This is a genomic window from Pseudomonas sp. NPDC087185 (genome assembly GCF_044744955.1).
Taxonomy (GTDB): Bacteria; Pseudomonadota; Gammaproteobacteria; order Pseudomonadales; family Pseudomonadaceae; genus Aquipseudomonas.
In genome coordinates, this window is the sequence record NZ_JBIUZK010000001.1 from 36,203 (window position 1) to 62,116 (window position 25,914).

A 25,914-nucleotide genomic window follows, 5' to 3' on the forward strand; every position below is an offset into this window, starting at 1 on the left:
TTCGTATTTGACAATCATTATCATTCTGAATAGCTTGTCGCACGTCGTAGGTGGCTTCCCTGTCCGGGGTGCTCCTATTCCCCTTCGAGACAAGGTGATTTCCATGGCGGAACAACTATCCACAAGTAAGTGCGATTCACCATTACTCCAAGCATTCGTTGACAACCGCAGCATCCTGGTCAAGATCGCAGCCCGCATCACCGGCTGCCGCTCGCGCGCCGAAGACGTGGTCCAGGACGCCTTCTTCCGGCTCAGCGCCGCCCCGCAGATCACCTCCTCCTTCAAGGCCCAGCTCAGCTACCTGTTCCAGATCGTACGCAATCTGGCCATCGACCATTACCGCAAGCAGGCGATGGAGCTGAAGTATTCGGGCACTGAAGAGGAAGGCATGAACGTGGTCATCCCTAATGCCTCGCCGGAAGCCACGCACATCAACCTGGCGGCGCTCGAGCACATTGCCGAGGCGCTCAACGAGCTGCCCCAGCGCACCCGTTACGCCTTCGAGATGTACCGCCTGCACGGCGTGCCACAGAAGGACATCGCCAAGGAACTGGGGGTGTCGCCGACACTGGTCAACTTCATGATTCGCGATGCGCTGGTGCATTGCCGCAAGACCGCCAGCCGGCAGGTCTGACCGTTCGCGCCGGCCTTTTCGCGGGCAAGCCCGCGAAACAGGCGGCGCGGTATCAGGCTAGCTTGCAGCGGTCGAAGAACCGCTCCCGCCCCAGGATCATCAGCGCCGCGCGCTTGTGCGGGAAATCGAACGCTTTGTCGCAGTGGAAGCACTGGTCGTGCATGTAGCCGATCATCTTGCCATTGTCGGCACGCGGTTCGGCCACCACCCGCTGGGTGCGCGGGTCATCCAGGAACAGGTAGTGCACCAGCGCCGACAGCCAGCTGGCGACTTTGTGCGGGCCGCGATGCGCCTCCTCGCCGACCAGCATGTGTATGCCGCGATCATAGTCGTCGGCCTGGTAGAACGGTGCGATGCGGTCTTCCTTGGCCCAGTACGCTTCGAAGTAGGCAAACGGCTGATCGTCAAAACAGCCGATCAGGGTCACGGTGTGCGGGTCGGCTTCGAGCTTGGCCAGGTACTCACGGTGCTGCTCCAGCGACCCACCCTCCTGCCAGAACTGCTCCACCCGCGGGTTGTTCTGCCAACGGTTGAAACGCTCCAGGTCCTGGTCGATTTCCAGGGTGCGCAGCGATACCCAGCTGCCCAGGCGCGCGTCGAAGCGCCGGTACACCTCGCCACGGGGTTTGGGCGCACGGCGCGGGTGACGCTTGCCGTTGCTCATCTGCATCTGTTGCGGGTAAATGCCGCCAACCGGCTGGCCGAGCCAGGGCTGGGGCAACTGCCAGAACAGGGTGCGTTCGCACACGTACACGCCCGCCTGCTCGGTGACCAGCAACAGGCCACTGGCAAGCGCTTCGGGCAGCGCCTCCGGCAGGTGCCAAGCCAGCCGTTGGCGGGCCGGGTCGCGCGACAGCAGCCAGTAGCAGGCCGCCCAAAGGGCTTGCTGCGGGCGCTCGGGGCAAAGGCTTTCGAGGTGCACCGCGAGGCTATCGCCAGGCTGCAGGCGCACCTGGATCAACGGCCGGCCCTCAAGGGTCAGGCTCAACCAGCAATCACCCTCGTCGGCACTCAGGCTGCGCCAGCGTGGGGGTGACAAGGGCTGCGAAGCGGCATCGAACGGCATGGGCAGGGCTCACAGAAAATGAAAGGAAGGCTCACTGCTGAAAACGTGGCTGCACGCCGGGAATTTAGTCGCGAGGGGCTTCGACGGTGATCCGGTAGGGCTGGAAGATGCGGGTCAGCTCGCCGGCTTCGCGCAACTGGCGCAACAGCGCGGCGAACTGCTGGGCACTGATCCGGGCATCGGGGCGCAGCAGGGCGTAGTGGTGGTAGACCTGGTCGATGCGCGTGGACGGGATCAGCTGGCTGAGGCTGGCCGGGTTGCGCACCAGGAAATCGCTGAGGTAGGAACGGGTCACCAAGGCGATGTCGGCGCGACCGGCCTGGACCATCAGCAGGTTGCTGTCGTGGGAATAGGTCAGCGTGGCGTTGTAGGTCTTGCGCAGGTAGTTGGGGGCGGAATTGAAAGCGGCGAACGCATAGTGGTAACCATTGAACAGCGCCAGGCGCTTGCCGGCGAGGTCGTCGAAGTAGTGCTGGTCACGGCCGTCGAGCTTCTTGGCAACGAACACTTCGGCGTCTTCCAGACCCATGTCCACCGCCTGATGAGGGATCTGCTGCCACCCCCACTCAGGGTTTTCGAAGATGGCCATGTCGGTGCGGCCCTGCTGGAAGTCGCCAAAGCGCCGCTGGATCGAGGTAGGTACCAGCACGAAGCGGTACTCCTGCTGCAGGTGATTCAACGCCTCGACCAGTTGCGGCAGCAGGCCGGTGTCAGCCCCCTGCTCCGGGCGCACGGTGTAAGGCGGAAAGTGCGCGGCGCCGATCTTCACATCGATGGCGTCGGCTGCCCAGGCCGGCACCGCCAGCACTACTGAAGCCAGCATCAACAAGGTGGACAAAGCCTTCAGGCCGGGCGCTGGAGTCAAGACGGACACTCATCACGGTTCATACCTGGATGCGCCTTAAGCTAGGCGTTTTCCCGGCCTGGCACAACCGCTGGTTATGCCAAAGTGACGGCATTTTGCCAGGGGATGCCGTGTGGCCGCACATTGGCTACGCTGCTCTAGCATGTATGGCGAGGGAGCCTGGTATGGGCCACTGGTTGGTGATCGACCTGGAAGCCACCACCGATGATGGTGGCTGGCCGGTGACGGAGATGGAAATCATAGAGATCGGCGCCAGCCTGGTGACCCGTGACGGCCGCGAAGTGGACCACTTCCAGCGCTTTGTGCGCCCCCGGCGGCGGCCGCAGCTGACGCCGTTCTGCCGCGAGCTGACGCACATCAGCCAGGCCAATGTCGACAGCGCCGCGGCGTTCCCGGAGGTGTGGGCGCGCTTCGAGCGCTGGCTGGGGCACCACCGCGGGCAGTTGCAGGCGTGGGTCAGTTGGGGCGACTACGACCGCCAGCAGCTGCAGCAGGAATGGCAGCAGCATCAGCTCGACAGCCTGTTGCGCAACCTGCCGCACATCAACCTCAAGCAGCGTTTCGCCAAGGCCCGCCACCTGCAGCGGCCGGCCGGGCTGAACGGCGCCTTGCAGCTGGCCGGCATGCACTTTTGCGGGCAGCAGCACCGGGCGCTGGAAGATGCCCGCAATACCGCACGGCTGCTGCCCTTGAGCCTGCCCGCCAATGGCCCCTGAAAGCAGATGACGAGGCGGATGGGCTTGGGCATACTGGCCAGCCCTTTTTCATCCCCCTTTTTCAGGAGTCGCCCCATGTTCAAGGTCAACGAATACTTCGATGGTACCGTCAAGTCGATCGCCTTCGAAGGCACTGAAGGCCCGGCTACCGTCGGCGTCATGGCACCGGGCGAATACGAGTTCGGTACCGCCAAGCGCGAAATCATGCACGTGGTGTCGGGTGCGCTGACCGTCAAGCTGCCGGGTAGCGACAACTGGGAAACGTTCAACGCCGGTGACAAGTTCAATGTGGCCGCCGACAGCAAGTTCCAGTTGAAGGTGGCAGTGGATTCCGCTTACCTGTGCGAGTACCGCGACTAAGCGGTAGCCTGCCCCGGCCTCTTCGCGGGCTTGCCCCGCGAAGAATCCCGCACTATCTCAACAGAAACCCCGCCACCTTCTCAGCCGCTGCCTGCAGATGCTGATCATGGCTGAACCCCGAAGCCTTCAGCGGTTTCAGGTCATGATCCCCCGCCACCAGCCAGCTCACCTCGATCGACGGTGACAGCGCATACCCCGCCACTGCCTCACTATTGCCCAGCGCATCGCGCTCGCCCTGCACGATCAATGTCGGCGTGTGCAACCCGGCCAAATGCTCCACCCGTGGTTTTTCCGGCTTGCCCACCGCATAGAACGGATACCCCAGGCACACCAGCGCATCCGCCCCCAGTTCGTCCGCCAGCAGGCTGGCCATGCGCCCGCCCATCGACTTGCCACCCATCGCCAGCCTGCCCGTGACCAAAGGTCGCACCTGCCGGTACACCTCGCGCCAGCATTCCAGCAGCACCTTCTGCGGATTGGGCGGGCGCTTGCCACCCCCGGCCCTGCGCTCGGCCATATAGGGGAACTCGAAGCGGACCACGCCGACCCCAAGCGCCGCCAGCCTTTGCGCCATGTCGCCCATGAACCCGCTGTCCATCGGCGCGCCGGCGCCATGAGCCAGGATCAGGCAGGCCGCAGGGCGGCTATCTGCCTGATTCCGTGGAGGATCGCAGCGCAAGCCTGGGACATTTCCGATCTTCGCCCATTGATCCCCGTCAATACCGGCACTTTGCCCATTACTCATGCTTGCCTCGCTGTAAAGCCTGCCAATAACCGTGGATGGGAACCCATACATGAACACAACCAGCAGTACCGCCTATAACTACAAGGTGGTCCGCCAATTCGCCATCATGACGGTGGTGTGGGGAATCGTCGGGATGGGGCTCGGCGTCTTCATCGCCGCCCAGCTCGCCTGGCCTTCCCTCAACTTCGACCTCCCCTGGACCAGCTTCGGCCGCCTGCGCCCACTGCATACCAATGCGGTGATCTTCGCGTTCGGCGGCTGTGCACTGTTCGCCACCTCCTATTATTCGGTGCAACGCACCTGCCAGACCACCCTGTTCTCGCCAAAGCTGGCCGCGTTCACCTTCTGGGGCTGGCAACTGGTGATCCTGCTCGCGGCCATCAGCCTGCCGCTGGGCTACACCAGCTCCAAGGAATACGCCGAACTGGAATGGCCGATCGACATCCTGATCACCATCGTCTGGGTCTGCTACGCCATCGTGTTCTTCGGCACGCTGATGAAGCGCACCACCAAGCACATCTACGTGGGCAACTGGTTCTTCGGTGCCTTCATCCTCACCGTGGCGTTGCTGCACATCGTCAACAACCTGGAGCTGCCGGTCAGCCTGACCAAGTCGTACTCGGTCTACGCCGGTGCCACCGATGCCATGGTGCAGTGGTGGTACGGGCATAACGCCGTGGGCTTCTTCCTCACCGCGGGCTTCCTCGGGATGATGTACTACTACGTGCCCAAGCAGGCCGAACGCCCGGTGTATTCCTATCGCCTGTCGATCGTCCACTTCTGGGCGCTGATCACCCTGTACATCTGGGCAGGTCCCCACCACCTGCACTACACCGCGCTGCCCGACTGGGCGCAGTCGCTGGGCATGGTGATGTCGCTGATCCTGCTGGCGCCAAGCTGGGGCGGCATGATCAACGGCATGATGACCCTATCGGGTGCCTGGCACAAATTGCGCAGCGACCCCATCCTGCGCTTCCTGGTCGTGTCGCTGGCCTTCTACGGCATGTCCACCTTCGAAGGCCCGATGATGGCCATCAAGACCGTCAACGCCCTGTCCCACTACACCGACTGGACCATCGGCCACGTGCATGCCGGCGCCCTCGGCTGGGTGGCGATGATCTCGATCGGCGCGCTGTACCACACCATTCCGCAAGTGTTCGGCAAACCGCGCATGTACAGCCTGGGCCTGATCAACGCGCACTTCTGGCTGGCGACCATCGGCACCGTGCTGTACATCGCCTCGATGTGGGTCAACGGCATCGCCCAGGGCCTGATGTGGCGCGCGGTCAACAGCGACGGCACGCTCACCTACTCGTTCGTGGAAACCCTGGTGGCCAGCCACCCGGGCTTCATCGTGCGCTTCGTCGGTGGCGCGATCTTCCTCAGTGGCATGTTCCTGATGGCCTGGAACACCTGGCGCACCGTGCGTGCACCGGCCACCGAGGCCGCCCCTGCCAACGCCCAGCTGGCCTGAGGAGATCTGCCTGATGAAACATGAAGTGATCGAGAAAAACGTCGGCCTGATGGCCTTGCTGATGGTGTTCGCCGTCAGCATCGGCGGGCTGACCCAGATCGTCCCGCTGTTCTTCCAGGACGTCACCAACAAGCCGGTCGAAGGCATGAAACCTTATACCGCGCTGCAGCTGGAAGGCCGCGACATCTACATCCGCGAAGGCTGCGTGGGCTGCCACTCGCAGATGATCCGCCCGTTCCGCGCCGAGACCGAGCGCTACGGCCACTACTCGGTGGCCGGTGAAAGCGTGTGGGACCACCCGTTCCTGTGGGGTTCCAAGCGTACCGGCCCGGACCTGGCCCGCGTGGGTGGGCGCTACTCGGACGACTGGCACCGTGCGCACCTGTACAACCCGCGCAACGTGGTGCCGGAGTCGAAGATGCCGTCCTACCCGTGGCTGGTCGCCGAGCAGGTCGACAACAGCCACACCGACACCAAGATGCGCACCTTGCGCACCCTCGGCGTGCCCTACACCGACGCGGACATCGCCGGTGCGCGTGATGCGGTCAAGGGCAAGACCGAGATGGACGCCCTGGTCGCCTACCTGCAGGTGCTCGGCACTGCGATCAAGAACAAGAGGTGACAGCGATGGAAATGGACATTGGCATGATCCGCGGCCTGGGCACCCTGGTGGTGATGATCGCCTTCATCGGCCTCTCGCTGTGGGTGTTCAACCGCCGCCGCGACCGTGATTTCGCCGAAGCACGCCTGCTGCCCTTCGTCGACGACCGCCTGCCCCCTGCCGGGCAGGACACAGCCATGAGGAGTACTCCCCAATGACGACCTTCTGGAGTACGTACATCTGCGTACTGACCATCGGCAGCCTGATCGGCCTGACCTGGCTGCTGCTGTCGACCCGCAAGGGCCAGAGCAGCAACACCACCGACCAGACCATGGGCCACAGCTTCGACGGCATCGAGGAGTACGACAACCCATTGCCCAAGTGGTGGTTCTGGCTGTTCGTCGGCACCCTGGTGTTCGCGGTAGGCTACCTGATCCTCTACCCGGGCCTGGGCAACTGGAAAGGCATCCTGCCCGGCTACCAGGACGGCTGGACCGGCGTCAACGAATGGCAGAAGGAAATGGACAAGGCCGACGCCAAGTTCGGGCCCATCTTCGCCAAGTACGCCGCCATGCCCGTCGAGGAAGTGGCCAAGGACCCGCAGGCGCTGAAAATGGGCGGCCGCCTGTTCGCCTCCAACTGCTCGGTGTGCCACGGCTCGGATGCCAAGGGCGCCTATGGTTTCCCCAACCTGACCGACAAGGACTGGCGCTGGGGCGGCGAGCCCGAGACCATCAAGGCCTCGATCATGAACGGCCGCCACGGCGTGATGCCGGCCTGGGCTGAAGTAATCGGCGAACAGGGCGTGGCGGATGTGGCCGCCTACGTGCTGACCAACCTCGATGGCCGCAGCCTGCCGGAAGGCGCTACGGCCGACGTGGCCAAGGGCAAGGAAATCTTCGCGGCCAACTGCGTGGCCTGCCACGGCCCTGAGGGCAATGGCACACCGGCCATGGGCGCGCCGAACCTGAACCACCCGCAGGCGTTCATCTATGGGTCCAGCTTTGCCCAGTTGCAACAGACCATTCGCTATGGCCGCCAGGGGCAGATGCCGGCCCAGGTGGATATTCAAGGGAATGACAAGGTGCACCTGCTGGCGGCTTATGTGTATAGCCTGTCGCAGGGTGATGTAGCTGAAACCGTTACTGCCAAGTAATACCCTGGGGCCGCTTTGCGGCCCCTCTCTTCACCACCCCCCTCCCCTTGCACCCCCTCCGAACGGAACTAAGCTTGTTGCCACAGTGGGCTTCGCTGCCAATCCAGCGGAGCAGACGCGGCGCATCGCCTGACGCCGCCCTCAAAAAAAGCTTGACCGATCGATCAGAAAAAGGCGAAAAACGGTACACATTACAAATATTTATTTGTGTACAATCGCCCAAGCCCAATTGCCGCGGGACACCGGCAAACGGGCCCGGACACGGGTCGGCGCAGGTCGCCTTGCGTTGCCATAACCCTGGTGGTTATCGATACTGGCGCCGATTTTTCAACCAACAAGAACACCAAAACCGTGGAACCTTAGAATGAGCACAGCAATCAGTCCGACTGCTTATAACTATAAGGTCGTCCGCCAGTTCGCCATCATGACGGTGGTCTGGGGGATCCTTGGCATGGGCCTCGGCGTCTTCATCGCCTCGCAGCTGGTGTGGCCGCAACTGAACCTGGACCTGCCCTGGACCAGTTTCGGCCGCCTGCGCCCGCTGCACACCAACCTGGTCATCTTCGCCTTTGGCGGCTGTGCGCTGTTCGGCACCAGCTACTACGTGGTGCAGCGGACCTGCCAGACCCGGCTGATCTCCGACAGCATGGCCGCCTTCACCTTCTGGGGTTGGCAGGCGGTGATCGTCGGCGCGCTGATCACCTTGCCGATGGGCTACACCACCACCAAGGAATACGCCGAGCTCGAATGGCCGCTGGCGATCCTCCTGGCCATCGTCTGGGTCACTTACGGGCTGGTGTTCTTCGGCACCATCGTCAAGCGCAAGACCAAGCACATCTACGTCGGCAACTGGTTCTACGGCGCCTTCATCGTGGTCACCGCGATGCTGCACATCGTCAACCACATCTCGCTGCCGGTGAGCCTGTTCAAGTCGTACTCGGCCTACGCCGGTGCCACCGACGCGATGATCCAGTGGTGGTACGGCCACAACGCGGTGGGCTTTTTCCTCACCACGGGCTTCCTGGGAATGATGTACTACTTCGTGCCCAAGCAGGCCGAGCGGCCGATCTACTCGTATCGCCTGTCGATCGTGCACTTCTGGGCACTGATCACCCTGTACATCTGGGCCGGCCCCCACCACCTGCACTACACCGCCCTGCCGGACTGGGCGCAGTCGCTGGGCATGGTGATGTCGATCATCCTCCTGGCACCGAGCTGGGGCGGCATGATCAACGGCATGATGACCCTGTCCGGTGCTTGGCACAAACTGCGCACCGACCCGATCCTGCGCTTCCTGGTCGTGTCCTTGGCGTTCTACGGCATGTCCACCTTCGAAGGCCCGATGATGGCCATCAAGACGGTGAACTCGCTGTCGCACTACACCGACTGGACCATCGGCCACGTCCATGCCGGCGCGCTCGGCTGGGTGGCGATGATCTCGATCGGCGCGGTGTACCACATGATTCCCAAGCTGTATGGGCGGGCCCAGATGCACAGCGTCGGCCTGATCAACGCGCACTTCTGGCTGGCGACCATCGGCACCGTGCTGTACATCGCCTCGATGTGGGTCAACGGCATCACCCAGGGCCTGATGTGGCGCGCCATCAACGATGACGGCACGCTCACCTACTCCTTCGTCGAAGCCTTGCAGGCCAGCCACCCGGGCTACATCGTGCGGGCACTGGGCGGTGCGTTCTTCGCCTCCGGCATGCTGCTGATGGCGTACAACGTGTTGCGCACCGTCCGCGCGGCCAACCCGGTAGAAGCGGATGAAGCGGCCAAGATCGTCGTCGTGGGAGCGCACTGATGAAGCATGAAGCTGTCGAGAAGAACATAGGCCTGCTGGCCTTCTTCATGGTCATCGCCGTGAGCGTCGGTGGCCTCACCCAGATCGTCCCGCTGTTTTTCCAGGACGTCACCAACAAACCCGTCGAAGGCATGAAGCCGCGCACCGCGCTGGAAGTCGAAGGCCGCGACATCTACATCCGCGAAGGCTGCGTGGGCTGTCACTCGCAGATGATCCGCCCGTTCCGCGCCGAGACCGAGCGCTACGGCCACTACTCGGTGGCCGGTGAAAGCGTGTGGGACCACCCGTTCCTGTGGGGTTCCAAGCGTACCGGCCCGGACCTGGCCCGCGTGGGTGGGCGCTACTCGGACGACTGGCACCGTGCGCACCTGTACAACCCGCGCAACGTGGTGCCGGAGTCGAAGATGCCGTCCTACCCGTGGTTGGTCGAGAACAAACTCGACGGCAAGGACACCGCGAAGAAGCTCGAAGTGCTGCGTACCCTGGGCACGCCGTACACCGACGCCGACATCGCCGGTGCCCGCGACGCGGTCAAGGGCAAGACCGAAATGGACGCCCTGGTCGCGTACCTGCAAGGTCTTGGCACCCTCATCAAAAGTAAACGGTGACGCTGATGGATATCGGGATGATTCGCGGCCTGGGCACCGTGGTGGTGATGGTGGCCTTCGTGGGCCTGGCGCTGTGGGTGTTCAGCCCACGGCGCAAGCAGGCGTTCGACGAGGCGACCCAACTGCCGTTCGCCGATGACCCCGAGGCCAAAACGCACGTCGAGCAAGCGCAAGCAAAAGCTTCTGGGAGCAAACAACAATGACAACCTTCTGGAGTCTGTACGTCACCGTCCTGACCCTGGGCACCATCTTCTCGTTGACCTGGCTGCTGCTGTCCACCCGCAAGGGCCAGCGCGAAGAGGTCACCGACGAAACCGTCGGGCATGCCTTCGATGGCATCGAGGAATACGACAACCCACTGCCCAAGTGGTGGTTCTGGCTGTTCGTCGGCACCATCATCTTCGCCCTGGGCTACCTGGTGCTGTACCCGGGCCTGGGCAACTGGAAAGGCGTGCTGCCGGGTTATTCGTACCTGGATAACGAGAAGCAGACCGAGTTCAGCAACGGCCAGCCGGGCTGGACCGGGGTGCACGAGTGGGAAAAGGAAATGGCCAAGGCCGACGCCCGCTTCGGGCCGATCTTCGCCAAGTACGCGGCCATGCCCATCGAAGAGGTGGCCAAGCAGCCGCAAGCGCTGAAGATGGGCGCACGGCTGTTCGCCTCCAACTGCTCGGTGTGCCACGGCTCCGACGCCAAAGGCGCCTACGGCTTCCCCAACCTGACCGACAACGACTGGCGCTGGGGCGGCGAGCCGGAAACCATCAAGACCACCATCATGGGCGGCCGCCATGGCGTGATGCCGGCCTGGTCGGAAGTGATCGGCGAGCAAGGCGTCGCCGATGTAGCAGCCTTCGTGGTCAGCAAGCTTGATGGCCGCACCCTGCCGGAAGGCGTGAAGGCCGATGCCGAGAACGGGCAGAAGATCTTCGCTGCCAACTGTGTGGCCTGCCATGGCCCTGAGGGCAAGGGCACGCCGGCCATGGGTGCGCCAAACCTGACCCACCCGCAGGCGTTCATCTATGGGTCGAGCTTTGCCCAGCTGCAGCAGACCATCCGCTACGGTCGCCAAGGGCAGATGCCGGCGCAGGAGCAGCTGCAGGGTAATGACAAGGTGCACTTGCTGGCAGCTTATGTGTACAGCCTGTCGCATCAGGAGCAGGAGCCTGAAAAGGCCGAGTAAGGCAGGCCAGCCCTCTTCGCGGGACAAGCCCGCTCCCACAGGTTCTCCTTCTGCCTCAGGGCCTGTGCAGTACTTGTGGGAGCGGGCTTGTCCCGCGAAGAGGCCGGCAAATGCACCACCTGCTGACCTGGATCAATTGACACCCGCCATATCACGATTCACACCACGAACCCAACGCGACTAAAGGTCGCAGCGCGCCCCCAGAGTGCTATCACCGGCGTATCATGGGCCGCAGAGCGCTAGCAGAATGCGCGAGACCGCAGCCGGCATGCACTGGCCGCGGCGTTTTTCCACTGCCGTGGGACTTGATGATGAGCAAGCAAATTCCGGTACATGATGTCACCCCGCCTGCCAGCAAAGGGAAGGATTCCGTCGACCTCTACGCCTCTCGCGAAAAAATCTACACCCGCGCCTTCACCGGCATCTTCCGCCGGCTGCGGATGGTCGGCGGGGCGGTATTGTTCCTGCTGTACTTCGGCACCGTGTGGCTGAACTGGAGCGGCCACCAGGCCGTGTGGTGGAACCTGCCGGAGCGCAAGTTCTACATCTTCGGCGCCACTATCTGGCCACAAGACTTCATCCTGCTCTCGGGCATCCTCATCGTCGCCGCCTTCGGCCTGTTCTTCGTCACCGTGTACGCCGGCCGCGTCTGGTGCGGCTACACCTGCCCGCAAAGCGTGTGGACATGGATTTTCATGTGGTGCGAAAAAGTCACCGAGGGTGACCGCAACCAGCGCATGAAGCTTGACCGGGCGCCCATGAGCGGCAACAAGTTCCTGCGCAAGTTCGCCAAGCACAGCCTGTGGCTGCTGATCGGCTTCGTCACCGGCATGACTTTCGTCGGTTACTTCTCGCCGATCCGCGAACTGGCCATCGAATTCTTCACAGGCCAGGCCGATGGCTGGGCCTACTTCTGGGTCGGCTTCTTCACCCTCGCCACCTACGGCAACGCCGGCTGGCTGCGCGAGCAGGTGTGCGTGTACATGTGCCCTTATGCGCGCTTCCAGAGCGTGATGTTCGACAAGGACACCCTGATCGTTTCCTACGACCCGCGCCGCGGCGAAACCCGTGGCCCGCGTAAAAAGGACACGGACTACAAGGCCCAGGGCCTGGGCGACTGCATCGACTGCACCATGTGCGTGCAGGTCTGCCCCACCGGCATCGACATCCGCGATGGGCTGCAGATCGAGTGCATCGGCTGCGCCGCCTGCATCGACGCCTGCGACAGCATCATGGAAAAGATGAACTACCCCAAAGGCCTGATCAGCTACACCACCGAGCACAACCTGTCGGGGCAGAAGACCCACATGCTGCGCCCACGGCTGATCGGTTACGCGCTGGTGCTGCTGGTGATGATCGGCGCCCTGGCCACCGCCTTCGCCACCCGCTCGCTGGTCGGCTTCGACGTCAGCAAGGACCGCGTGCTGTACCGCGAGAACGCCCAGGGCCGGATCGAAAACGTGTACAGCCTCAAGGTCATGAACAAGGACCAGCGCGACCACGTGTATGTGCTCGACGCCGCCGGCCTGCCGGACCTGCGCCTGGAAGGCCAGCGCGAGATCCGCGTGGCCGCCGGCGACATCGTCAGCCTGCCGGTGCAATTGTCGGTCGCCCCTGAGAAACTGCCCTCGACCACCAACGAAATCACCTTCATCCTCAAGAGTGCTGACGACAGCGCTGCCGAGGTCGAAGCCAAGAGCCGCTTCATCGGCCCACAGATCCGCTGAGAGAGACTTTGCACAATGCCTGCCGCCACCGCCATCAGCCCCTGGTACAAGCACCTCTGGCCCTGGATCATCATCGCCATCCTGACCACCTCGGTGTGCCTGAGCCTGACCATGGTCAGCATCGCCGTGCGCAACCCGGACAACCTGGTCAACGACAACTACTACGAAGCCGGCAAGGGCATCAACCGCTCGCTGGACCGTGAACTGCTGGCGCAGACCCTGAACCTCAAGGCCAGCGTACACCTCGACGAACTGACCGGCGAAGTGGACGTGCGCCTGACCGGCAACAGCGGCCCACAAAGCCTGGAGCTGAACCTGATCTCGCCGACCCAGCCGGACAAGGACCGCAAGGTGCTGCTGAGCCGTGCCGAACCAGGGCGTTATGTCGGCCAATTGGATGACAAGGTCGACGGTCGGCGCTTCGTCGAGCTGCTGGGCAGCCAGGATGCGCACGTGTGGCGGTTGTTCGAGGAAGAGAAGGTCGAGCATGGTGTGACCTTGCAGCTGGGCGATGAAGCGCTGCAAGGGGCTGAACATCACCAGTAGAAACTCGAACATTTTCCTGTGGGAGCGGGCTTGCCCGCCCCCACAGGTACCGTTTACTGCCGGCCATTTGTGTAAGGCAACAACGCGATGACCCAACCCACCCCCTGCTACCACTGCGCCCTGCCCGTCCCTGCCGGTAGCCGCTTCACTGCCGTGGTGCTCGGTGAGCCACGACAATTCTGCTGCCCTGGCTGCCAGGCGGTGGCCGAAGCCATCGTCGCCGGCGGCCTGGAGCACTATTACCAGCACCGCAGCGACAGCAGCGCCAACCCCGAAGCCCTGCCCAAACAAGTGCCAGACGAGCTGGCCCTGTTCGACCGCAGCGACGTGCAGCAACGCTTCGTCCACCACGCCGGCGAGCTGGCCGAAGCCACCTTGCTGGTCGAGGGCATCAGCTGCGCCGCCTGCGGCTGGCTGATCGAAAAACACCTGCGCAATGTGCCCGGCGTGATTGAGGCACGGCTCAACCTGTCAAACCACCGCCTGCTGCTCAGCTGGCAAGACCATCAATTGCCACTCTCCCGGCTGCTGGCCGAGCTGCGCCAGATCGGCTATGCCGCGCACCCATACCAACCCGACCAGGCCGCCGAACAGCTGGCCCGGGAAAACCGCAGCGCCCTGCGCCGGCTGGGCGTGGCCGGGCTGCTGTGGTTCCAGGCGATGATGGCGACCATGGCCACCTGGCCCGAATTCAACATCGATCTATCTCCGCAGCTGCACACCATCCTGCGCTGGGTGGCGCTGTTTCTGACCATTCCCATCGTGTTCTACAGCTGCGCACCGTTCTTCAAGGGCGCTGCACGCGACCTGCGTACCCGCCACCTGACCATGGACGTTTCGGTATCACTGGCCATTGCGCTGGCCTTCGGCGCCGGGATCTGGACCGCCATTACCGGCAGTGGCGAGCTGTATTTCGACACCGTGGGCATGTTCGCGCTGTTTCTGCTCACTGGCCGCTACCTGGAGCGCCGTGCTCGCGAGCGCACGGCAGCGGCCACCGCACAGCTGGTCAACTTGTTGCCAGCGTCGTGCCTGCGCCTGGACCCGATCGGCCGAGCCGAGCGCATCCTGCTCAGCGAACTGCAGCGCGGCGACACCGTGCAAGTGTTACCCGGCGCGGTGATCCCGGCAGATGGTCGCATCATCGAAGGGCGCTCCAGTGTCGACGAGTCGCTGCTGACCGGTGAATACCTGCCGCAACCCCGGCGCGTTGGCGAACGGGTCACCGGCGGCACCCTGAATGTCGAGAGCACCTTGAACGTCGAAGTCGAAGCCCTCGGCCACGACTCACGGCTGTCGGCCATCGTGCGTTTGCTGGAACGCGCGCAAACCGAAAAACCACGCCTGGCCGAGATCGCCGACCGCGCCTCGCAGTGGTTCCTGCTGTTCACCCTGCTGGCCGCCGTCGTGATCGGCCTGTGGTGGTGGCACCTGGACCCGACACGGGCCTTCTGGATCGTCCTGGCCATGCTGGTAGCAACCTGCCCGTGCGCGCTGTCGCTGGCCACGCCCACTGCCCTGACGGCCGCCACCGGCACCCTGCACAAACTCGGCTTGCTGGTCACCCGCGGCCACGTGCTGGAAGGCCTGAACCAGATCGACACGGTCATTTTCGACAAGACCGGCACACTCACCGAAGGCCGCCTGGCCCTGCGCAGCATCCGCCCACTGGGTAAAACGGCCGCCGACCGCTGCCTGGCCTTGGCCGCCGCCCTGGAAAACCGCTCGGAACACCCCATCGCCCGGGCCTTCGGCCGCAATGCCGCGCCTGCTGACGACGTGCAAACGGTGCCCGGCCTGGGCCTGGAGGGCCTGGTGCACGGCCAGCGCCTACGCATCGGCCAGGCCACCTTCGTCTGTGCCCTCAGCGGCACCGAAATTCCCGCCGTACCAGAGCCTCGCGGCCAGTGGCTGTTGCTGGGTGATCGCCACGGCCCGCTGGCCTGGTTCGGCCTGGACGACCGCCTGCGCGACGATGCCCCAGCCCTGCTGGCAGCCTGCAAGGCACGTGGCTGGCGCACCCTGCTGCTGTCGGGCGACAGCTCGCCGATGGTCGCCGAAGTGGCCGCCCAGTTGGGCATCGACCAGGCCATCGGCGGCCTGCGCCCGGATGACAAGCTGGACCGGCTGAAGGCACTGCAGACGTCCGGGCGCAAGGTGCTGATGCTCGGCGACGGGGTCAACGATGTGCCGGTACTGGCCGCTGCCGACATCAGCATCGCCATGGGCAGCGCCACCGACCTTGCGAAAACCAGCGCCGATGCGGTGCTGCTGAGCAATCGCCTGCAGGCCCTGGTGCAGGCCTTCGACCTGGCACGCCGCACCCGCCGCAATATCCTCGAGAACCTGTTCTGGGCGACCCTGTATAATGGCCTCATGTTGCCGTTTGCCGCGCTCGGCTGGATCACCCCGGTGTGGGCCGCCGTCGGCATGTCGGTCAGCTCGCTGATCGTGGTCCTCAACGCCCTGCGCCTGACCCGACTGCCGAGCGTACCGGCCGCCAGCAACCCCGCACACCCTGCCATTGCCTGATCAGGAGCCGCCCATGCCAGCCCTTTATGTCATGATCCCGGCCGCCCTGCTGCTCGTCGGCGTCGCCGTGTACATCTTCTTCTGGGCCGTGGACAGCGGCCAGTACGACGACCTTGACGGCCCCGCCCACAGCATCCTGTTCGATGACCAGGACCCACGCCACCAGGCGGCCGTGAAGCCCGAAGACACGCAACCGCACGACAAGGACCAACCGCCCCGTGCCTGACCTGCTCCCCCTGCTCGGTTCGGCGCTGGTGCTCGGCTTGCTGGGCGGCGGCCACTGCCTGGGCATGTGCGGTGGCCTGATGGGCGCGCTGACCCTGGCCATCCCACCCGAACAACGCGGCAGGCGTGCACGCCTGCTGCTGGCGTACAACCTTGGGCGCATCCTCAGTTACGCCTGCGCAGGCCTGTTGCTGGGCCTGGCTGGCTGGGCCGTGGCGAGCAGCCCGGCGGCCCTGGCGCTGCGCGTGGTGGCCGCACTGCTGCTGATCGCCATGGGGCTGTACCTGGCTGGCTGGTGGAGTGGGCTGACGCGGATCGAAGCGCTGGGCAGAGGGCTGTGGCGGCATATCCAGCCTGTGGCATCGCGCTTACTGCCCGTCTCCAGCCTGCCCCGGGCTCTGTTACTGGGGGCGCTGTGGGGATGGCTGCCGTGCGGTCTGGTGTACAGCACCTTGCTGTGGGCGGCCAGCCAGGGCAATGCGGGGTATAGCGCGGCGCTAATGCTGGCGTTCGGGCTGGGAACATGGCCGGTGCTGCTGGCCACCGGGCTCGCAGCAGAGCGGGTGAACAGCCTGTTGCGCCGACGCAGCGTGCGAATGGCGGGCGGCCTGCTGGTGATCCTGTTTGGCATCTGGACCTTGCCTGGGCCGCATCAGCACTGGTTGATGGGGCACTGACAGCGGCGCAGCGCAGCCCAATAGCTCTTGATACAAATCAACACAGATTCCTACAGACGACCCTAGACTCCGGGGCACTGCTGCTCATTCCGGGGACCGCCCACATGCTCGAAGATCTACGCTGGGATGCCGACCTGATCCGCCGCTACGATCTGGCCGGCCCGCGCTACACCTCCTACCCCACCGCCGTGCAACTGCACAGCGAAGTGGGCTCGTTCGACCTGCTCCACGCCCTGCGCGAAAGCCGCCGAGCGGTGCGCCCGCTGTCGCTGTACGTGCACGTGCCGTTCTGCGCCAACATCTGCTACTACTGCGCCTGCAACAAGGTCATCACCAAGGACCGGGGCCGCGCCGCGCCTTACCTGCAGCGCCTGGAGCAGGAGATCCAGCTGATCGCCTGCCACCTGGCCCCTAAGCAACGTGTTGAACAGCTGCATTTTGGCGGCGGCACGCCGACCTTCCTCAGCCATGTAGAGCTGCGCCAGCTGATGGCCACCTTGCGCCAGCATTTCAACCTGCTGGACGACGATTCCGGCGATTACGGCATCGAGCTCGACCCACGCGAAGCCGACTGGTCGACCATGGGCCTGCTGCGCGAACTGGGATTCAACCGTGTCAGCCTCGGCGTGCAGGACCTGGACCCGGCCGTGCAGCGTGCGGTCAACCGCCTGCAGAGCCTGGAGCAGACCCGCACCCTGATCGAGGCGGCGCGCACCCTGCAGTTCCGCTCGGTCAACCTGGACCTCATCTACGGCCTGCCCAAGCAGACCCCGGAGGGCTTCGCGCGCACCGTCGAAGAGGTGATCCGCCTGCAGCCCGACCGCCTGTCGGTGTTCAACTACGCCCACCTGCCCGAGCGCTTCATGCCGCAACGGCGCATCGACAGCAACGACCTGCCGGCCCCGGCGGCCAAGCTGGAAATGCTCCACGCCACCATCGAACAACTCACCGATGCCGGTTACCGCTACATCGGCATGGACCACTTCGCCCTGCCCGACGACGAGCTGGCCGTCGCCCAGGAAGAAGGCACCCTGCAGCGCAACTTCCAGGGCTACACCACCCACGGCCACTGCGACCTGATCGGCCTGGGGGTGTCGGCGATCAGCCAGATCGGCGACCTGTACTGCCAGAACAGCAGCGACCTCAACACCTACCAGGACACCCTCTCCACCGCCCAGCTGGCCACCCAGCGCGGGCTGCTGTGCAACCACGACGACCGCTTGCGCCGGGCCGTGATCCAACAGTTGATCTGCCATTTCGAGCTGGATTTCGAACCGATCGAAGAGGCCTTCACCATCGATTTTCGCGGTTACTTCAACGACCTGTGGCCGGCGCTGCTGACCATGCAACGCGACGGCCTGATCCGCCTGGACGACAAAGGCCTGCGCATCCTGCCGGCCGGGCGCCTGCTGGCCCGCTCGGTGTGCATGGTGTTCGACGCCTACCTGGCGATGCACAACCGCCAGCGCTTCTCGCGCGTGATCTAGCACGCGAGTCGATTGACCGCATGGACAAGCCTCCAGGCCAGGCACACTATGGGCACGAACGGACCCCCGGCATCATGCAGCTGGGGTTCGGCCAGGGCGCACCACAATCGCGCACACTGGCCTACACCCTATGCCGTAGGTTACCCTTACGACTTATGTGTGCTTTCCCACAAGGATCGATTCAAATGTCCGAGCCAGTCAAACTGCGCGCCCACAACCAGGCCCATTGCAAGGATTGCAGCCTGGCCCCCCTGTGCCTGCCTCTTTCGCTCAACCTGGAAGACATGGACGCACTGGATGAAATCGTCAAACGCGGGCGACCGCTGAAAAAAGGCGAGTTCCTGTTCCGCCAGGGTGACAATTTCGGCTCGGTCTACGCGGTACGCTCCGGTGCCCTCAAGACGTTCAGCCTGAGCGACAGCGGCGAAGAACAGATCACCGGCTTCCACCTGCCCAGCGAGCTGGTCGGGCTGTCCGGCATGGATACCGAAGCCTACCCGGTCTCAGCCCAGGCCCAGGAAACCACCTCGGTGTGCGAGATCCCCTTCGAGCGCCTTGACGAGCTCTCGGTGCAATTGCCACAGCTGCGCCGCCAGTTGATGCGGGTGATGAGCCGCGAAATCCGCGACGACCAGCAGATGATGCTGCTGCTGTCGAAAAAAACCGCCGACGAGCGCATTGCCACCTTCCTGGTCAACCTCTCCGCGCGCTTCCGCGCCCGCGGCTATTCGGCCAACCAGTTCCGCTTGAGCATGTCGCGCAACGAGATCGGCAACTACCTGGGCCTGGCGGTGGAAACCGTGTCGCGGGTGTTCACCCGCTTCCAGCAGAACGGCCTGATCCGCGCCGAAGGCAAGGAAGTGCACATCCTCGACCCGATCCAGCTGTGCGCGCTGGCCGGTGGCGCAATGGAGGCCTGAAAGCCTGGCTGAAAAAGGTATACTGGCGCATTCGTTTTTCCAGGATACCCGCAACAATGCACAGCGAAGCCTTCGACCTCAAAGCCCTGATCCGCCCGGTAGTGGACTTCCCCAAACCGGGCGTGATCTTTCGCGACATCACCCCGCTGTTCCAGTCGCCGCGCGGGCTGCGCTATGTCGCCGACCAGTTCATCGAGCGTTACGTGGAGGCTGAGTTCAGCCACATCGGCGCCATGGACGCGCGGGGCTTTCTGATCGGCTCGATCATCGCCCACCAGCTGAACAAACCACTGATCCTGTTCCGCAAGCAAGGCAAGCTGCCGGCCGACGTATTGTCGGAGGGTTACCAGACCGAATATGGTGAAGCCTTTCTGGAAGTGCACGCCGACAGCCTGTGCGAAGGCGATTCGGTGCTGATCTTCGACGACCTGATTGCCACGGGCGGTACCCTGCTGGCTGCGGCCAACCTGGTGCGCCGCACCGGTGCGCAAGTGTTCGAGGCGGCGGCGATCATTGATTTGCCCGAGCTGGACGGTTCGCGCCGGCTGCAGGCGGCGGGTGTGCCGACCTTCTGCCTGACCGAGTTTTCGCTGAGCGAATACTGAGTCGTCTTTGAGGGCGGCTGTGCCGCCCATTTGCGGGCTTGCCCCGCGAATGGGTCGCATAGCGACCCCAATTCAATCAAAGGGAGATCGGCCTGCGCCCCGCAAAGGCATGCGCCAGCGTCCCGCCATCGACCAGCTCCAGTTCGCCGCCCAATGGCACGCCATGGGCGATCCGCGAAGCCACCAGCCCTTTCTCGGCCAGCAATTGAGCGATGTAATGCGCTGTCGCCTCCCCTTCCACGGTCGGGTTGGTCGCCAGGATCACTTCGGTAAAGGTGCCCTGCTCTTCGATCCGCGCCATCAGCTGGGGCACACCGATCGCCTCAGGCCCCAGGCCATCCAGCGGCGACAGGTGCCCCTTGAGCACGAAATAGCGGCCGCGATAGCCGGTCTGCTCCACCGCATACACGTCCATCGGCCCTTCCACCACGCACAGCTGGGTGTCGTCACGGCGCGGATCGGCGCACTGCGGGCATAGCGCCTGCTCGGTGAGGGTGCGGCACTGGCGGCAATGGCCAACGCCGTCCATGGCCTGGGTCAGGGCCTGGGCCAGGCGCGTGCCGCCGCTGCGGTCGCGCTCCAGCAGCTGCAGGGCCATGCGCTGGGCGGTTTTCTGGCCGACGCCGGGCAAGATGCGCAGGGCATCGATCAGTTGGCGGATCAGGGGGCTGAAGCTCATGTATGCGGGCCTGCCAATTCAGGAAACAGAATGAACAAGGGAGCAACGACCGCATGGCCGTTACTCCCCATTTTGAAGCAGAAAGCGATCAGAACGGCATCTTGAAGCCCGGCGGCAGTTGCATGCCTGCGGTCATGCCACCCATTTTTTCCTGACTGCTCTGCTCGACCTTGCGCACGGCGTCGTTCAGGGCGGCGGCGATCAGGTCTTCGAGCACTTCCTTGTCGTCTTCGTCGGTCGACATCAGGCTCTGATCGATGCTGACGCGCTTGACGTCATGACGACCGGTCATCACCACGCTCACCAGGCCGCCACCGGATTGGCCGGTCACTTCGGCGTTGGCCAGTTCTTCCTGCATCTTGGCCATTTTTTCCTGCATCTGCTGGGCCTGCTTCATCAGGCCGGCCATGCCACCTTTCATCATGGGGGTATACCTCGATTTGGGTCATGTGTTGCGGCCTGGCTCAAAGCCGGCCGCATGTTAATCCGTTACTGGCCCTGGCTGACCAGGGCCTCTACAGGCTCAATAGTATCCTGTCGCACCTTGGCACCGAACTGCTTGATCATCTGCTGGATGAGCGGGTCCTGCTCGATCGAGGTCACGGCATCCTGCTGGCGCTCGGCCCGCTTGCGCGCGCCCGCCTGGGCCGGGGTTTCCTGCTCGGGCAGGATCAGCTCGATACGCAGGTTGAGCGTGCGCCCCAGGTGCTGGTTGAGCGCGTCGTTCAGGCGGCGTTGCTGGGTGGCGTTGAACAGCGCCCCCTGGCCCGGGTCCAGGTGCAGCAGCCAGTCGTCACCGTCTGCAGCAATCAGCGTACAGTTTGCGGCGATGTTGCCTGTCATCCCGGACACAGGCAACTGTGGGAATAATTCCAGCCATTGCAGGGCCAAACCCGTGGCGGGCTTGGCCGCCGGAAGCGGCTCAGGGACGGCGATCGGGACTTCTTCCTGGACGTGCTCGACCAGTTCGTCGAGATAACTGAAGCCGACCGGGTCGCTGTCGCCGACGTAGTAGTCCTCATCCATCGGCGGCTCGTCGTCACGGTCCATGCCTGCCGGAGCGTAGGCAGACGGGTCGAAGGGCGGCTCGTCAGCGGCGGGATGAGGAACCTGCGGTTCGGGTTCGGGTTCGGGTGCGGGTACCGCAGCAGGCGCTAGCTCAGGCTCAGGCTCGGACTCGGGCTCGGCGGCAACGGGCGCTGGCTTGCCAGCCGGCTCTTCCCAGGGCAGGTCGATGACCTCCGCCACCGGCGCTGGCACAGGCTCGGCGATCACTGCCTCAGGCTCGGGTTCTGGCTGCGGGGCAGGCGCGGCCTCGACGACGGCAGTATCCACCGCTTGCGGGGCCGCAACCACTGCTGCGGCTGCCACCGCGGCAACGACAGGCGCCTCAGCGACCACCGCAGGCGCCGCCACCGGGGTTGCAGGATCAGCTGTGGCTTGGCTGATCCCCACCGGCTTTAGTACCGGCTTCGGTGCATCGTCGCTATCGGCCGGGCGGAACGCCAGCATGCGCAACAGGACCATTTCGAACCCGCCGCGCGGGTCCGGCGCCAAGGGCAGGTCGCGGCGGCCGATCAGGCCCATCTGGTAATAGAACTGTACGTCCTCGGCGGGCAAGGCCGAGGCCAGCGCCAGCACCCGGTCGCGGTCGCCCTGGCCATTGTCCACCGCTTCCGGCAGGGCCTGGGCAATCGCCACGCGGTGCAACACATTGAGCATTTCGGCCAGCACGCCACTCCAGTCCGGCCCTTGCTCGGCGAGGTTGCGCACCGCCTCCAGCAGCGCCCGCGCATCGCCTTCCAGCAGCGCCTGCAGCACGCCATACACCTGGCCGTGGTCGAGGCTGCCAAGCATGGCACGCACATCGGCGGCCAGCACTTTCCCCTCGCCGAAGGCAATGGCCTGGTCGGTGAGGCTCATGGCATCGCGCATCGAACCATCGGCCGCGCGGCCCAGCAGCCACAGGGCGTCCGGCTCGAACGGCACGTTCTCGGCCGCCAGCACGTGGCTCAGGTGCTCGACCACCCGCTCCGGGCTCATGTTCTTCAGCGAGAACTGCAGGCAGCGCGAGAGGATGGTGGCCGGCAGTTTCTGCGGGTCGGTGGTGGCAAGGATGAACTTGACGTAGGGTGGCGGCTCTTCCAGCGTCTTGAGCAAGGCATTGAACGAGTGCGTGGAGAGCATGTGCACTTCGTCGATCAGGTAGACCTTGAAGCGCCCACGGCTCGGCGCGTACTGCACATTGTCGAGCAGCTCGCGGGTGTCCTCGACCTTGGTGCGGCTGGCGGCGTCGATTTCGATCAGGTCGACGAAGCGGCCTTCATCGATCTCGCGGCACACCGAGCAGGTGCCGCACGGCGTGGAGGTGATACCGGTCTCGCAGTTGAGGCACTTGGCGATGATTCGCGCAATGGTGGTCTTGCCCACGCCGCGCGTACCGGTGAACAGGTAGGCATGGTGCAGGCGCTGGTTGTCCAAGGCATTGATCAAGGCCTTGAGCACATGGGCCTGGCCGACCATTTCGCGGAACGAGCGCGGACGCCATTTACGTGCAAGAACCTGATAACTCATCGAAAAACCATCGCAGCCTGATCCAGCGGAAGATCGCTAATGCTAGCGGAGCGGGGCCGAAATTGCACCCTGCAAGGTTCGTCTACGCTAAGTAACTGGCGCACGCTGTTCAGGGAGGATGTGCCTTGCGAAAACTGCTGGCCCTGTTGTTGCTCTGGACCCCCTACAGCCTGGCGGATCAGCCAGTACTGCGCTTCTCCGTCGCCGAAAGCTGGAGCATGCCGCTGGTGCGCGTGGAGGGTGAGCAGCCGGTCGAAGGGCTGCTGTTCGACCTGATGCAAGCCATCGCCCGCGAAGTCGGCGCCCGCCCCGAGTACCACGTCATGGCACGCCTGCGCCTGCAACAGGCGATGGATGATGGCGACATCGATGTGCGCTGCTATGTCAGCACCCAATGGTTCAATGACCGGCCGGGGAATTTTGTCTGGAGCATACCGTTGTTTCATCAGCGCGATGTGCTGGTCGGGCAGCCAAGCGAAAGCCGCGGTACACGCCCTGAGCAATTGCCGCGGCAGGCCATTGGCACGGTGCTCGGCTACACCTACACCACGCTGGAGCCATTGTTTGCACAGGGGCAGTTGCACCGTGAGGACAGCCGCAGCCAGGAGCTGGCACTGCAGAAGCTGCAGATTGGGCGCTATCGGCATGCGGTGAGCAATGAACTGTCGCTGCAATGGTTCAACCAGCGGCTGCCGGCCGATCAGCATTTGCAGGTACTGGCGGTGCTGGAGGAACAGGCGCTGGGGTGCATGGTGCGCAATGATCCGGTGTTGCCGACACAGGGAGTGCTGCGGGCACTGGTGAGAATGAAGGAGTCGGGGGAGATCGAACGGATGACGCGGCAGTATGGGGCGGCGGTGTATTCGGGAGAGGTCTCGGTGGTGCGGCCTTGAGTGGGGGATCGCCATGCGAGTGATGCCGCCCATCAGATCGAGCGCCGCCCGCGCGGCGCTCGATCTTGAAAACTACACAACCCTCAATGCAAGCACCTGTCAGCCGTTGTGCAATCCCGCCTGCCGCTCAACCGCCAGCGCCAGCGCATCCGCCTGCCCCAAGCAATCTGCATCGCACGCAACCCATGCTCAAGCTGCTGCCGCGCCTCTTCATCCTCGATCCGCTCAAGCGCCCGCCGACTGTCGCTGTAGGCGAACATCAGGTAGTGCGAAACATTCATCAGCACGAATTCCATCGGCACGACGCCTTCGCTAAGTGTGAGGTGGATCAGGGACAATTTTTTCTCGAAAATCGCAAGCTGGCAGCGGAGGCTCGTAAATTCGCAGCCGAAGAATGCAAACTCAAAAAAGAAGCATTCTGCTACCCGTTAACGGTTGGAACAGCATTCATGGTGGCAGTCGCAGACATCCTGAGCCTACTGATAAAGCGCTGAACTTCTTGCATGAGGAACGATGATGACCCGTTTGAATGAGGAAAGCGCGATCAGGTTTCAACGTGAACTTGAAGCGCTGGACGAAGATCTTCGCAAGGCAAGAATGACATCACCTTGGCAAGTCCTGATACCGTTCACCTTGGGCATGGGATTGGGGTTGATCGGAGTAGTGACAGCGGTTCTGGTAATGAAATCGCTTTAGGGCGAGCTTCTGATGACAGAAATTCTTCGCCTCTAAAGCGGGCTTCATGGCCATCATCATAACGTGCTGGCGTTCCGTAGATTGCCCGGCAACGTGAATGCTATCGCTTAGCCGGCACGAAATCAGCTCTGGAGCACCTCGCGCCTTAGATAGTCAGTCTTGAGCGCGAGCTACGAAGCCTACTCGTAGAGCGAGATAGCCCCCTTCAACTGTTCCGAAAATCCGTAAATATCATCCACAGATGTTATCGGATGGCGCGTTTCGTTCTTCTCGGCATCGAAGATACCTATGTACTTCTGACTACGATTGAAGTGCAGCCGACAAATCAGTTTACGGTTGTTATCGTCCAGTAATATTCCAAAGTAGCTTTGGGTATCGCGGTGCACGATTCGCTTTGCATCTACAACCGCCCTGACTATCGCTTTGACGATATGAAAGCCTTCCAGCTCTTCAAGGGTAGTTTGAATGCGATCTTCGCCGGCTTCTTCAGCAGGATCAGTAGGCGAGGCTGCTTGTACCGTAGCCATAGCAAATGATGGCTCAACAGCACCGCTCATCGCCGACTTCAGACGATCATTGACCTGGTCTCCAAGAAACTGGATTGCGGCTTTCCGGGTCAAGGTTGTGAACTGATCTCTCACTTTCTGCGTGATCATTCCATCGTAGACACGGGCTGCAAAAAACTTAACGAAGTCATCACACGGCTGACTGAATTGCGAAGCCATTTCCTTCTTGATCTGACCAACGTACTTGAGCTCGCCAGCCGCACTGATAATGGAATCGACGTCAAACGCTGACTTTGTGAGCTTCTGCAATTCAGGCAGAGCGTGCTCATCTAGATCGAGAAGATCCAACTCAAGGAAGGGTTTCTCATCCATCTTGTTTGGAGCGTCAAGGTCAGTGAAGAACCGGTAAACCTGGCCATTGGTGAGGATCGAAATACGAGCACTGGTGACATGAAAGTATCGGAACAGCTGGCTGGCGTGAGCCTCGCTGGCGGATTTTGGCGGATAACGCGTTCAGTCGCTCTATGAATTCCATGTCTCGCTCCTCGCTCAGTTGCTTCAGCCTAGTAGCACTGCGCCATACTGGCAATTGCCGATCACCCTGAAAATTTTCGGCAGGATCGTGCAAAGAGGCG

The 25,914-nt window shown here is 63.3% G+C and carries 28 protein-coding genes and 1 pseudogene; 22 read left to right on the top strand and 7 right to left on the bottom strand.

What is annotated here, in order from left to right:
• Positions 1–103: 103 nt before the first annotated feature.
• Positions 104–634, top strand: coding sequence for an RNA polymerase factor sigma-70 (locus ACIPIJ_RS00085; RefSeq protein WP_401071575.1), 531 nt, complete (start codon positions 104–106; stop codon positions 632–634).
• Between the two features lie 52 nt (positions 635–686).
• Here ACIPIJ_RS00085 and ACIPIJ_RS00090 read toward each other — a convergent pair whose 3' ends face one another.
• On the bottom strand, positions 687–1,700 hold the full coding sequence (locus ACIPIJ_RS00090; RefSeq protein WP_401071577.1) for a GNAT family N-acetyltransferase: 1,014 nt from the start codon (positions 1,698–1,700) through the stop codon (positions 687–689).
• A 64-nt stretch (positions 1,701–1,764) separates the two neighbouring features.
• Positions 1,765–2,565, bottom strand: a complete 801-nt coding sequence (locus tag ACIPIJ_RS00095; protein ID WP_401071579.1) for a substrate-binding periplasmic protein — start codon at positions 2,563–2,565, stop codon at positions 1,765–1,767.
• 164 nt (positions 2,566–2,729) lie between these two features.
• Here ACIPIJ_RS00095 and ACIPIJ_RS00100 point away from each other — a divergent pair, with 164 nt between their 5' ends.
• Both ACIPIJ_RS00100 and ACIPIJ_RS00105 read left to right on the top strand, forming a co-directional pair.
• Positions 2,730–3,281 carry an exonuclease domain-containing protein gene (locus ACIPIJ_RS00100; RefSeq protein ID WP_401071581.1) on the top strand — a complete coding sequence of 184 codons (552 nt, stop codon included), beginning with the start codon at positions 2,730–2,732 and terminating at the stop codon, positions 3,279–3,281.
• Between the two features lie 75 nt (positions 3,282–3,356).
• Entirely contained in the window at positions 3,357–3,641 is a 285-nt protein-coding gene (locus tag ACIPIJ_RS00105) for a pyrimidine/purine nucleoside phosphorylase (protein WP_401071583.1), read from the top strand.
• Between the two features lie 52 nt (positions 3,642–3,693).
• On the opposite strand, the gene ACIPIJ_RS00110 is transcribed toward ACIPIJ_RS00105, so the two are convergent.
• Entirely contained in the window at positions 3,694–4,386 is a 693-nt protein-coding gene (locus ACIPIJ_RS00110) for an alpha/beta family hydrolase (protein ID WP_401071585.1), read from the bottom strand.
• Between the two features lie 49 nt (positions 4,387–4,435).
• On the opposite strand from ACIPIJ_RS00110, the gene ccoN (ACIPIJ_RS00115) reads away from it, so the two are divergent.
• From ccoN (ACIPIJ_RS00115) to ACIPIJ_RS00190, 16 genes are all read left to right on the top strand, one after another.
• Positions 4,436–5,860: a cytochrome-c oxidase, cbb3-type subunit I gene (ccoN, locus tag ACIPIJ_RS00115; RefSeq protein ID WP_401071587.1), complete on the top strand. Its 1,425-nt coding sequence runs from the start codon at positions 4,436–4,438 to the stop codon at positions 5,858–5,860.
• A gap of 13 nt (positions 5,861–5,873) precedes the next feature.
• Positions 5,874–6,482: a cytochrome-c oxidase, cbb3-type subunit II gene (gene ccoO, locus ACIPIJ_RS00120; RefSeq protein ID WP_401071589.1), complete on the top strand. Its 609-nt coding sequence runs from the start codon at positions 5,874–5,876 to the stop codon at positions 6,480–6,482.
• 5 nt (positions 6,483–6,487) lie between these two features.
• Complete coding sequence (locus ACIPIJ_RS00125) at positions 6,488–6,679, top strand: cbb3-type cytochrome oxidase subunit 3 (protein ID WP_401071591.1); 192 nt, start codon at positions 6,488–6,490, stop codon at positions 6,677–6,679.
• Entirely contained in the window at positions 6,676–7,617 is a 942-nt protein-coding gene (gene ccoP / locus ACIPIJ_RS00130) for a cytochrome-c oxidase, cbb3-type subunit III (protein ID WP_401071593.1), read from the top strand. Before ACIPIJ_RS00125 ends, ccoP (ACIPIJ_RS00130) begins: the two co-directional genes overlap by 4 nt.
• Positions 7,618–7,981: 364 nt before the next feature.
• Positions 7,982–9,424, top strand: coding sequence for a cytochrome-c oxidase, cbb3-type subunit I (gene ccoN, locus ACIPIJ_RS00135; protein WP_401071595.1), 1,443 nt, complete (start codon positions 7,982–7,984; stop codon positions 9,422–9,424).
• Positions 9,424–10,032: a cytochrome-c oxidase, cbb3-type subunit II gene (ccoO, locus tag ACIPIJ_RS00140; protein WP_401071597.1), complete on the top strand. Its 609-nt coding sequence runs from the start codon at positions 9,424–9,426 to the stop codon at positions 10,030–10,032. Before ccoN (ACIPIJ_RS00135) ends, ccoO (ACIPIJ_RS00140) begins: the two co-directional genes overlap by 1 nt.
• Positions 10,033–10,037: 5 nt before the next feature.
• Complete coding sequence (locus tag ACIPIJ_RS00145; protein ID WP_401071599.1) at positions 10,038–10,235, top strand: cbb3-type cytochrome oxidase subunit 3; 198 nt, start codon at positions 10,038–10,040, stop codon at positions 10,233–10,235.
• The gene (gene ccoP / locus ACIPIJ_RS00150) at positions 10,232–11,212 is read left to right on the top strand and encodes a cytochrome-c oxidase, cbb3-type subunit III (RefSeq protein ID WP_401071601.1); all 981 of its coding nucleotides are present in this window, start codon (positions 10,232–10,234) and stop codon (positions 11,210–11,212) included. The genes ACIPIJ_RS00145 and ccoP (ACIPIJ_RS00150) overlap by 4 nt, the downstream gene beginning before the upstream one ends.
• 311 nt (positions 11,213–11,523) lie before the next feature.
• A complete protein-coding gene (gene ccoG, locus ACIPIJ_RS00155) occupies positions 11,524–12,939 on the top strand; it encodes a cytochrome c oxidase accessory protein CcoG (protein WP_401071603.1) in 1,416 nt (471 codons plus the stop codon).
• Positions 12,940–12,954: 15 nt separating this feature from the next.
• Entirely contained in the window at positions 12,955–13,485 is a 531-nt protein-coding gene (locus ACIPIJ_RS00160) for a FixH family protein (protein WP_401071605.1), read from the top strand.
• Positions 13,486–13,572: 87 nt separating this feature from the next.
• Positions 13,573–16,017, top strand: coding sequence for a heavy metal translocating P-type ATPase (locus ACIPIJ_RS00165; protein WP_401071607.1), 2,445 nt, complete (start codon positions 13,573–13,575; stop codon positions 16,015–16,017).
• A 13-nt stretch (positions 16,018–16,030) separates the two neighbouring features.
• Complete coding sequence (ccoS, locus tag ACIPIJ_RS00170; RefSeq protein WP_401071609.1) at positions 16,031–16,243, top strand: cbb3-type cytochrome oxidase assembly protein CcoS; 213 nt, start codon at positions 16,031–16,033, stop codon at positions 16,241–16,243.
• Positions 16,236–16,919, top strand: coding sequence for a sulfite exporter TauE/SafE family protein (locus ACIPIJ_RS00175; protein WP_401071610.1), 684 nt, complete (start codon positions 16,236–16,238; stop codon positions 16,917–16,919). The genes ccoS and ACIPIJ_RS00175 overlap by 8 nt, the downstream gene beginning before the upstream one ends.
• Before the next feature lie 104 nt (positions 16,920–17,023).
• Positions 17,024–18,406, top strand: a complete 1,383-nt coding sequence (gene hemN / locus ACIPIJ_RS00180) for an oxygen-independent coproporphyrinogen III oxidase (protein WP_401071612.1) — start codon at positions 17,024–17,026, stop codon at positions 18,404–18,406.
• A 185-nt stretch (positions 18,407–18,591) separates the two neighbouring features.
• Positions 18,592–19,326 (top strand): Crp/Fnr family transcriptional regulator FnrA, encoded by a 735-nt coding sequence (gene fnrA, locus ACIPIJ_RS00185; protein ID WP_054884113.1) that lies wholly within the window; start codon positions 18,592–18,594, stop codon positions 19,324–19,326.
• A 56-nt stretch (positions 19,327–19,382) separates the two neighbouring features.
• Positions 19,383–19,931, top strand: coding sequence for an adenine phosphoribosyltransferase (locus tag ACIPIJ_RS00190; RefSeq protein ID WP_003254303.1), 549 nt, complete (start codon positions 19,383–19,385; stop codon positions 19,929–19,931).
• A 76-nt stretch (positions 19,932–20,007) separates the two neighbouring features.
• Here the strand turns inward: ACIPIJ_RS00190 and recR are convergent, their stop codons facing one another.
• The 3 genes from recR to dnaX form a co-directional block, all read right to left on the bottom strand.
• Positions 20,008–20,610 carry a recombination mediator RecR gene (recR, locus tag ACIPIJ_RS00195; RefSeq protein WP_401071615.1) on the bottom strand — a complete coding sequence of 201 codons (603 nt, stop codon included), beginning with the start codon at positions 20,608–20,610 and terminating at the stop codon, positions 20,008–20,010.
• Between the two features lie 88 nt (positions 20,611–20,698).
• Entirely contained in the window at positions 20,699–21,034 is a 336-nt protein-coding gene (locus ACIPIJ_RS00200) for a YbaB/EbfC family nucleoid-associated protein (RefSeq protein ID WP_008093501.1), read from the bottom strand.
• A gap of 65 nt (positions 21,035–21,099) precedes the next feature.
• Positions 21,100–23,184 (bottom strand): DNA polymerase III subunit gamma/tau, encoded by a 2,085-nt coding sequence (gene dnaX / locus ACIPIJ_RS00205; RefSeq protein ID WP_401071617.1) that lies wholly within the window; start codon positions 23,182–23,184, stop codon positions 21,100–21,102.
• A 125-nt stretch (positions 23,185–23,309) separates the two neighbouring features.
• Here dnaX and ACIPIJ_RS00210 point away from each other — a divergent pair, with 125 nt between their 5' ends.
• From ACIPIJ_RS00210 to ACIPIJ_RS00220, 3 genes are all read left to right on the top strand, one after another.
• Positions 23,310–24,077, top strand: a complete 768-nt coding sequence (locus ACIPIJ_RS00210) for a substrate-binding periplasmic protein (RefSeq protein ID WP_401071619.1) — start codon at positions 23,310–23,312, stop codon at positions 24,075–24,077.
• Between the two features lie 185 nt (positions 24,078–24,262).
• Positions 24,263–24,571 carry a hypothetical protein gene (locus ACIPIJ_RS00215; RefSeq protein ID WP_401071621.1) on the top strand — a complete coding sequence of 103 codons (309 nt, stop codon included), beginning with the start codon at positions 24,263–24,265 and terminating at the stop codon, positions 24,569–24,571.
• A 22-nt stretch (positions 24,572–24,593) separates the two neighbouring features.
• Positions 24,594–24,773 (top strand): hypothetical protein, encoded by a 180-nt coding sequence (locus ACIPIJ_RS00220; protein WP_401071623.1) that lies wholly within the window; start codon positions 24,594–24,596, stop codon positions 24,771–24,773.
• Between the two features lie 179 nt (positions 24,774–24,952).
• Here the strand turns inward: ACIPIJ_RS00220 and ACIPIJ_RS00225 are convergent.
• A pseudogene (locus ACIPIJ_RS00225) lies at positions 24,953–25,759 on the bottom strand (restriction endonuclease); the annotation flags it as partial.
• Positions 25,760–25,914 lie beyond the last annotated feature (155 nt).

What these genes read in the sequence shown, in the direction of transcription:
- ccoN (WP_401071587.1), top strand. Translation starts at nt 4,436, where the DNA reads ATGAACACAACCAGCAGTACCGCCTATAACTACAAGGTGGTCCGCCAA.
- ACIPIJ_RS00125 (WP_401071591.1), top strand. Translation starts at nt 6,488, where the DNA reads ATGGAAATGGACATTGGCATGATCCGCGGCCTGGGCACCCTGGTGGTG.
- ACIPIJ_RS00200 (WP_008093501.1), bottom strand. Translation starts at nt 21,034, where the DNA reads ATGATGAAAGGTGGCATGGCCGGCCTGATGAAGCAGGCCCAGCAGATG.
- ccoG (WP_401071603.1), top strand. Translation starts at nt 11,524, where the DNA reads ATGAGCAAGCAAATTCCGGTACATGATGTCACCCCGCCTGCCAGCAAA.
- ACIPIJ_RS00085 (WP_401071575.1), top strand. Translation starts at nt 104, where the DNA reads ATGGCGGAACAACTATCCACAAGTAAGTGCGATTCACCATTACTCCAA.
- ACIPIJ_RS00100 (WP_401071581.1), top strand. Translation starts at nt 2,730, where the DNA reads ATGGGCCACTGGTTGGTGATCGACCTGGAAGCCACCACCGATGATGGT.
- ACIPIJ_RS00220 (WP_401071623.1), top strand. Translation starts at nt 24,594, where the DNA reads ATGACCCGTTTGAATGAGGAAAGCGCGATCAGGTTTCAACGTGAACTT.
- recR (WP_401071615.1), bottom strand. Translation starts at nt 20,610, where the DNA reads ATGAGCTTCAGCCCCCTGATCCGCCAACTGATCGATGCCCTGCGCATC.
- dnaX (WP_401071617.1), bottom strand. Translation starts at nt 23,184, where the DNA reads ATGAGTTATCAGGTTCTTGCACGTAAATGGCGTCCGCGCTCGTTCCGC.
- ccoP (WP_401071593.1), top strand. Translation starts at nt 6,676, where the DNA reads ATGACGACCTTCTGGAGTACGTACATCTGCGTACTGACCATCGGCAGC.
- ccoO (WP_401071589.1), top strand. Translation starts at nt 5,874, where the DNA reads ATGAAACATGAAGTGATCGAGAAAAACGTCGGCCTGATGGCCTTGCTG.
- ACIPIJ_RS00090 (WP_401071577.1), bottom strand. Translation starts at nt 1,700, where the DNA reads ATGCCGTTCGATGCCGCTTCGCAGCCCTTGTCACCCCCACGCTGGCGC.
- ACIPIJ_RS00160 (WP_401071605.1), top strand. Translation starts at nt 12,955, where the DNA reads ATGCCTGCCGCCACCGCCATCAGCCCCTGGTACAAGCACCTCTGGCCC.
- ccoO (WP_401071597.1), top strand. Translation starts at nt 9,424, where the DNA reads ATGAAGCATGAAGCTGTCGAGAAGAACATAGGCCTGCTGGCCTTCTTC.
- ccoN (WP_401071595.1), top strand. Translation starts at nt 7,982, where the DNA reads ATGAGCACAGCAATCAGTCCGACTGCTTATAACTATAAGGTCGTCCGC.
- ACIPIJ_RS00105 (WP_401071583.1), top strand. Translation starts at nt 3,357, where the DNA reads ATGTTCAAGGTCAACGAATACTTCGATGGTACCGTCAAGTCGATCGCC.
- ccoP (WP_401071601.1), top strand. Translation starts at nt 10,232, where the DNA reads ATGACAACCTTCTGGAGTCTGTACGTCACCGTCCTGACCCTGGGCACC.
- ACIPIJ_RS00110 (WP_401071585.1), bottom strand. Translation starts at nt 4,386, where the DNA reads ATGAGTAATGGGCAAAGTGCCGGTATTGACGGGGATCAATGGGCGAAG.
- ACIPIJ_RS00190 (WP_003254303.1), top strand. Translation starts at nt 19,383, where the DNA reads ATGCACAGCGAAGCCTTCGACCTCAAAGCCCTGATCCGCCCGGTAGTG.
- ACIPIJ_RS00165 (WP_401071607.1), top strand. Translation starts at nt 13,573, where the DNA reads ATGACCCAACCCACCCCCTGCTACCACTGCGCCCTGCCCGTCCCTGCC.
- ACIPIJ_RS00145 (WP_401071599.1), top strand. Translation starts at nt 10,038, where the DNA reads ATGGATATCGGGATGATTCGCGGCCTGGGCACCGTGGTGGTGATGGTG.
- ACIPIJ_RS00215 (WP_401071621.1), top strand. Translation starts at nt 24,263, where the DNA reads ATGCTCAAGCTGCTGCCGCGCCTCTTCATCCTCGATCCGCTCAAGCGC.
- fnrA (WP_054884113.1), top strand. Translation starts at nt 18,592, where the DNA reads ATGTCCGAGCCAGTCAAACTGCGCGCCCACAACCAGGCCCATTGCAAG.
- ccoS (WP_401071609.1), top strand. Translation starts at nt 16,031, where the DNA reads ATGCCAGCCCTTTATGTCATGATCCCGGCCGCCCTGCTGCTCGTCGGC.
- hemN (WP_401071612.1), top strand. Translation starts at nt 17,024, where the DNA reads ATGCTCGAAGATCTACGCTGGGATGCCGACCTGATCCGCCGCTACGAT.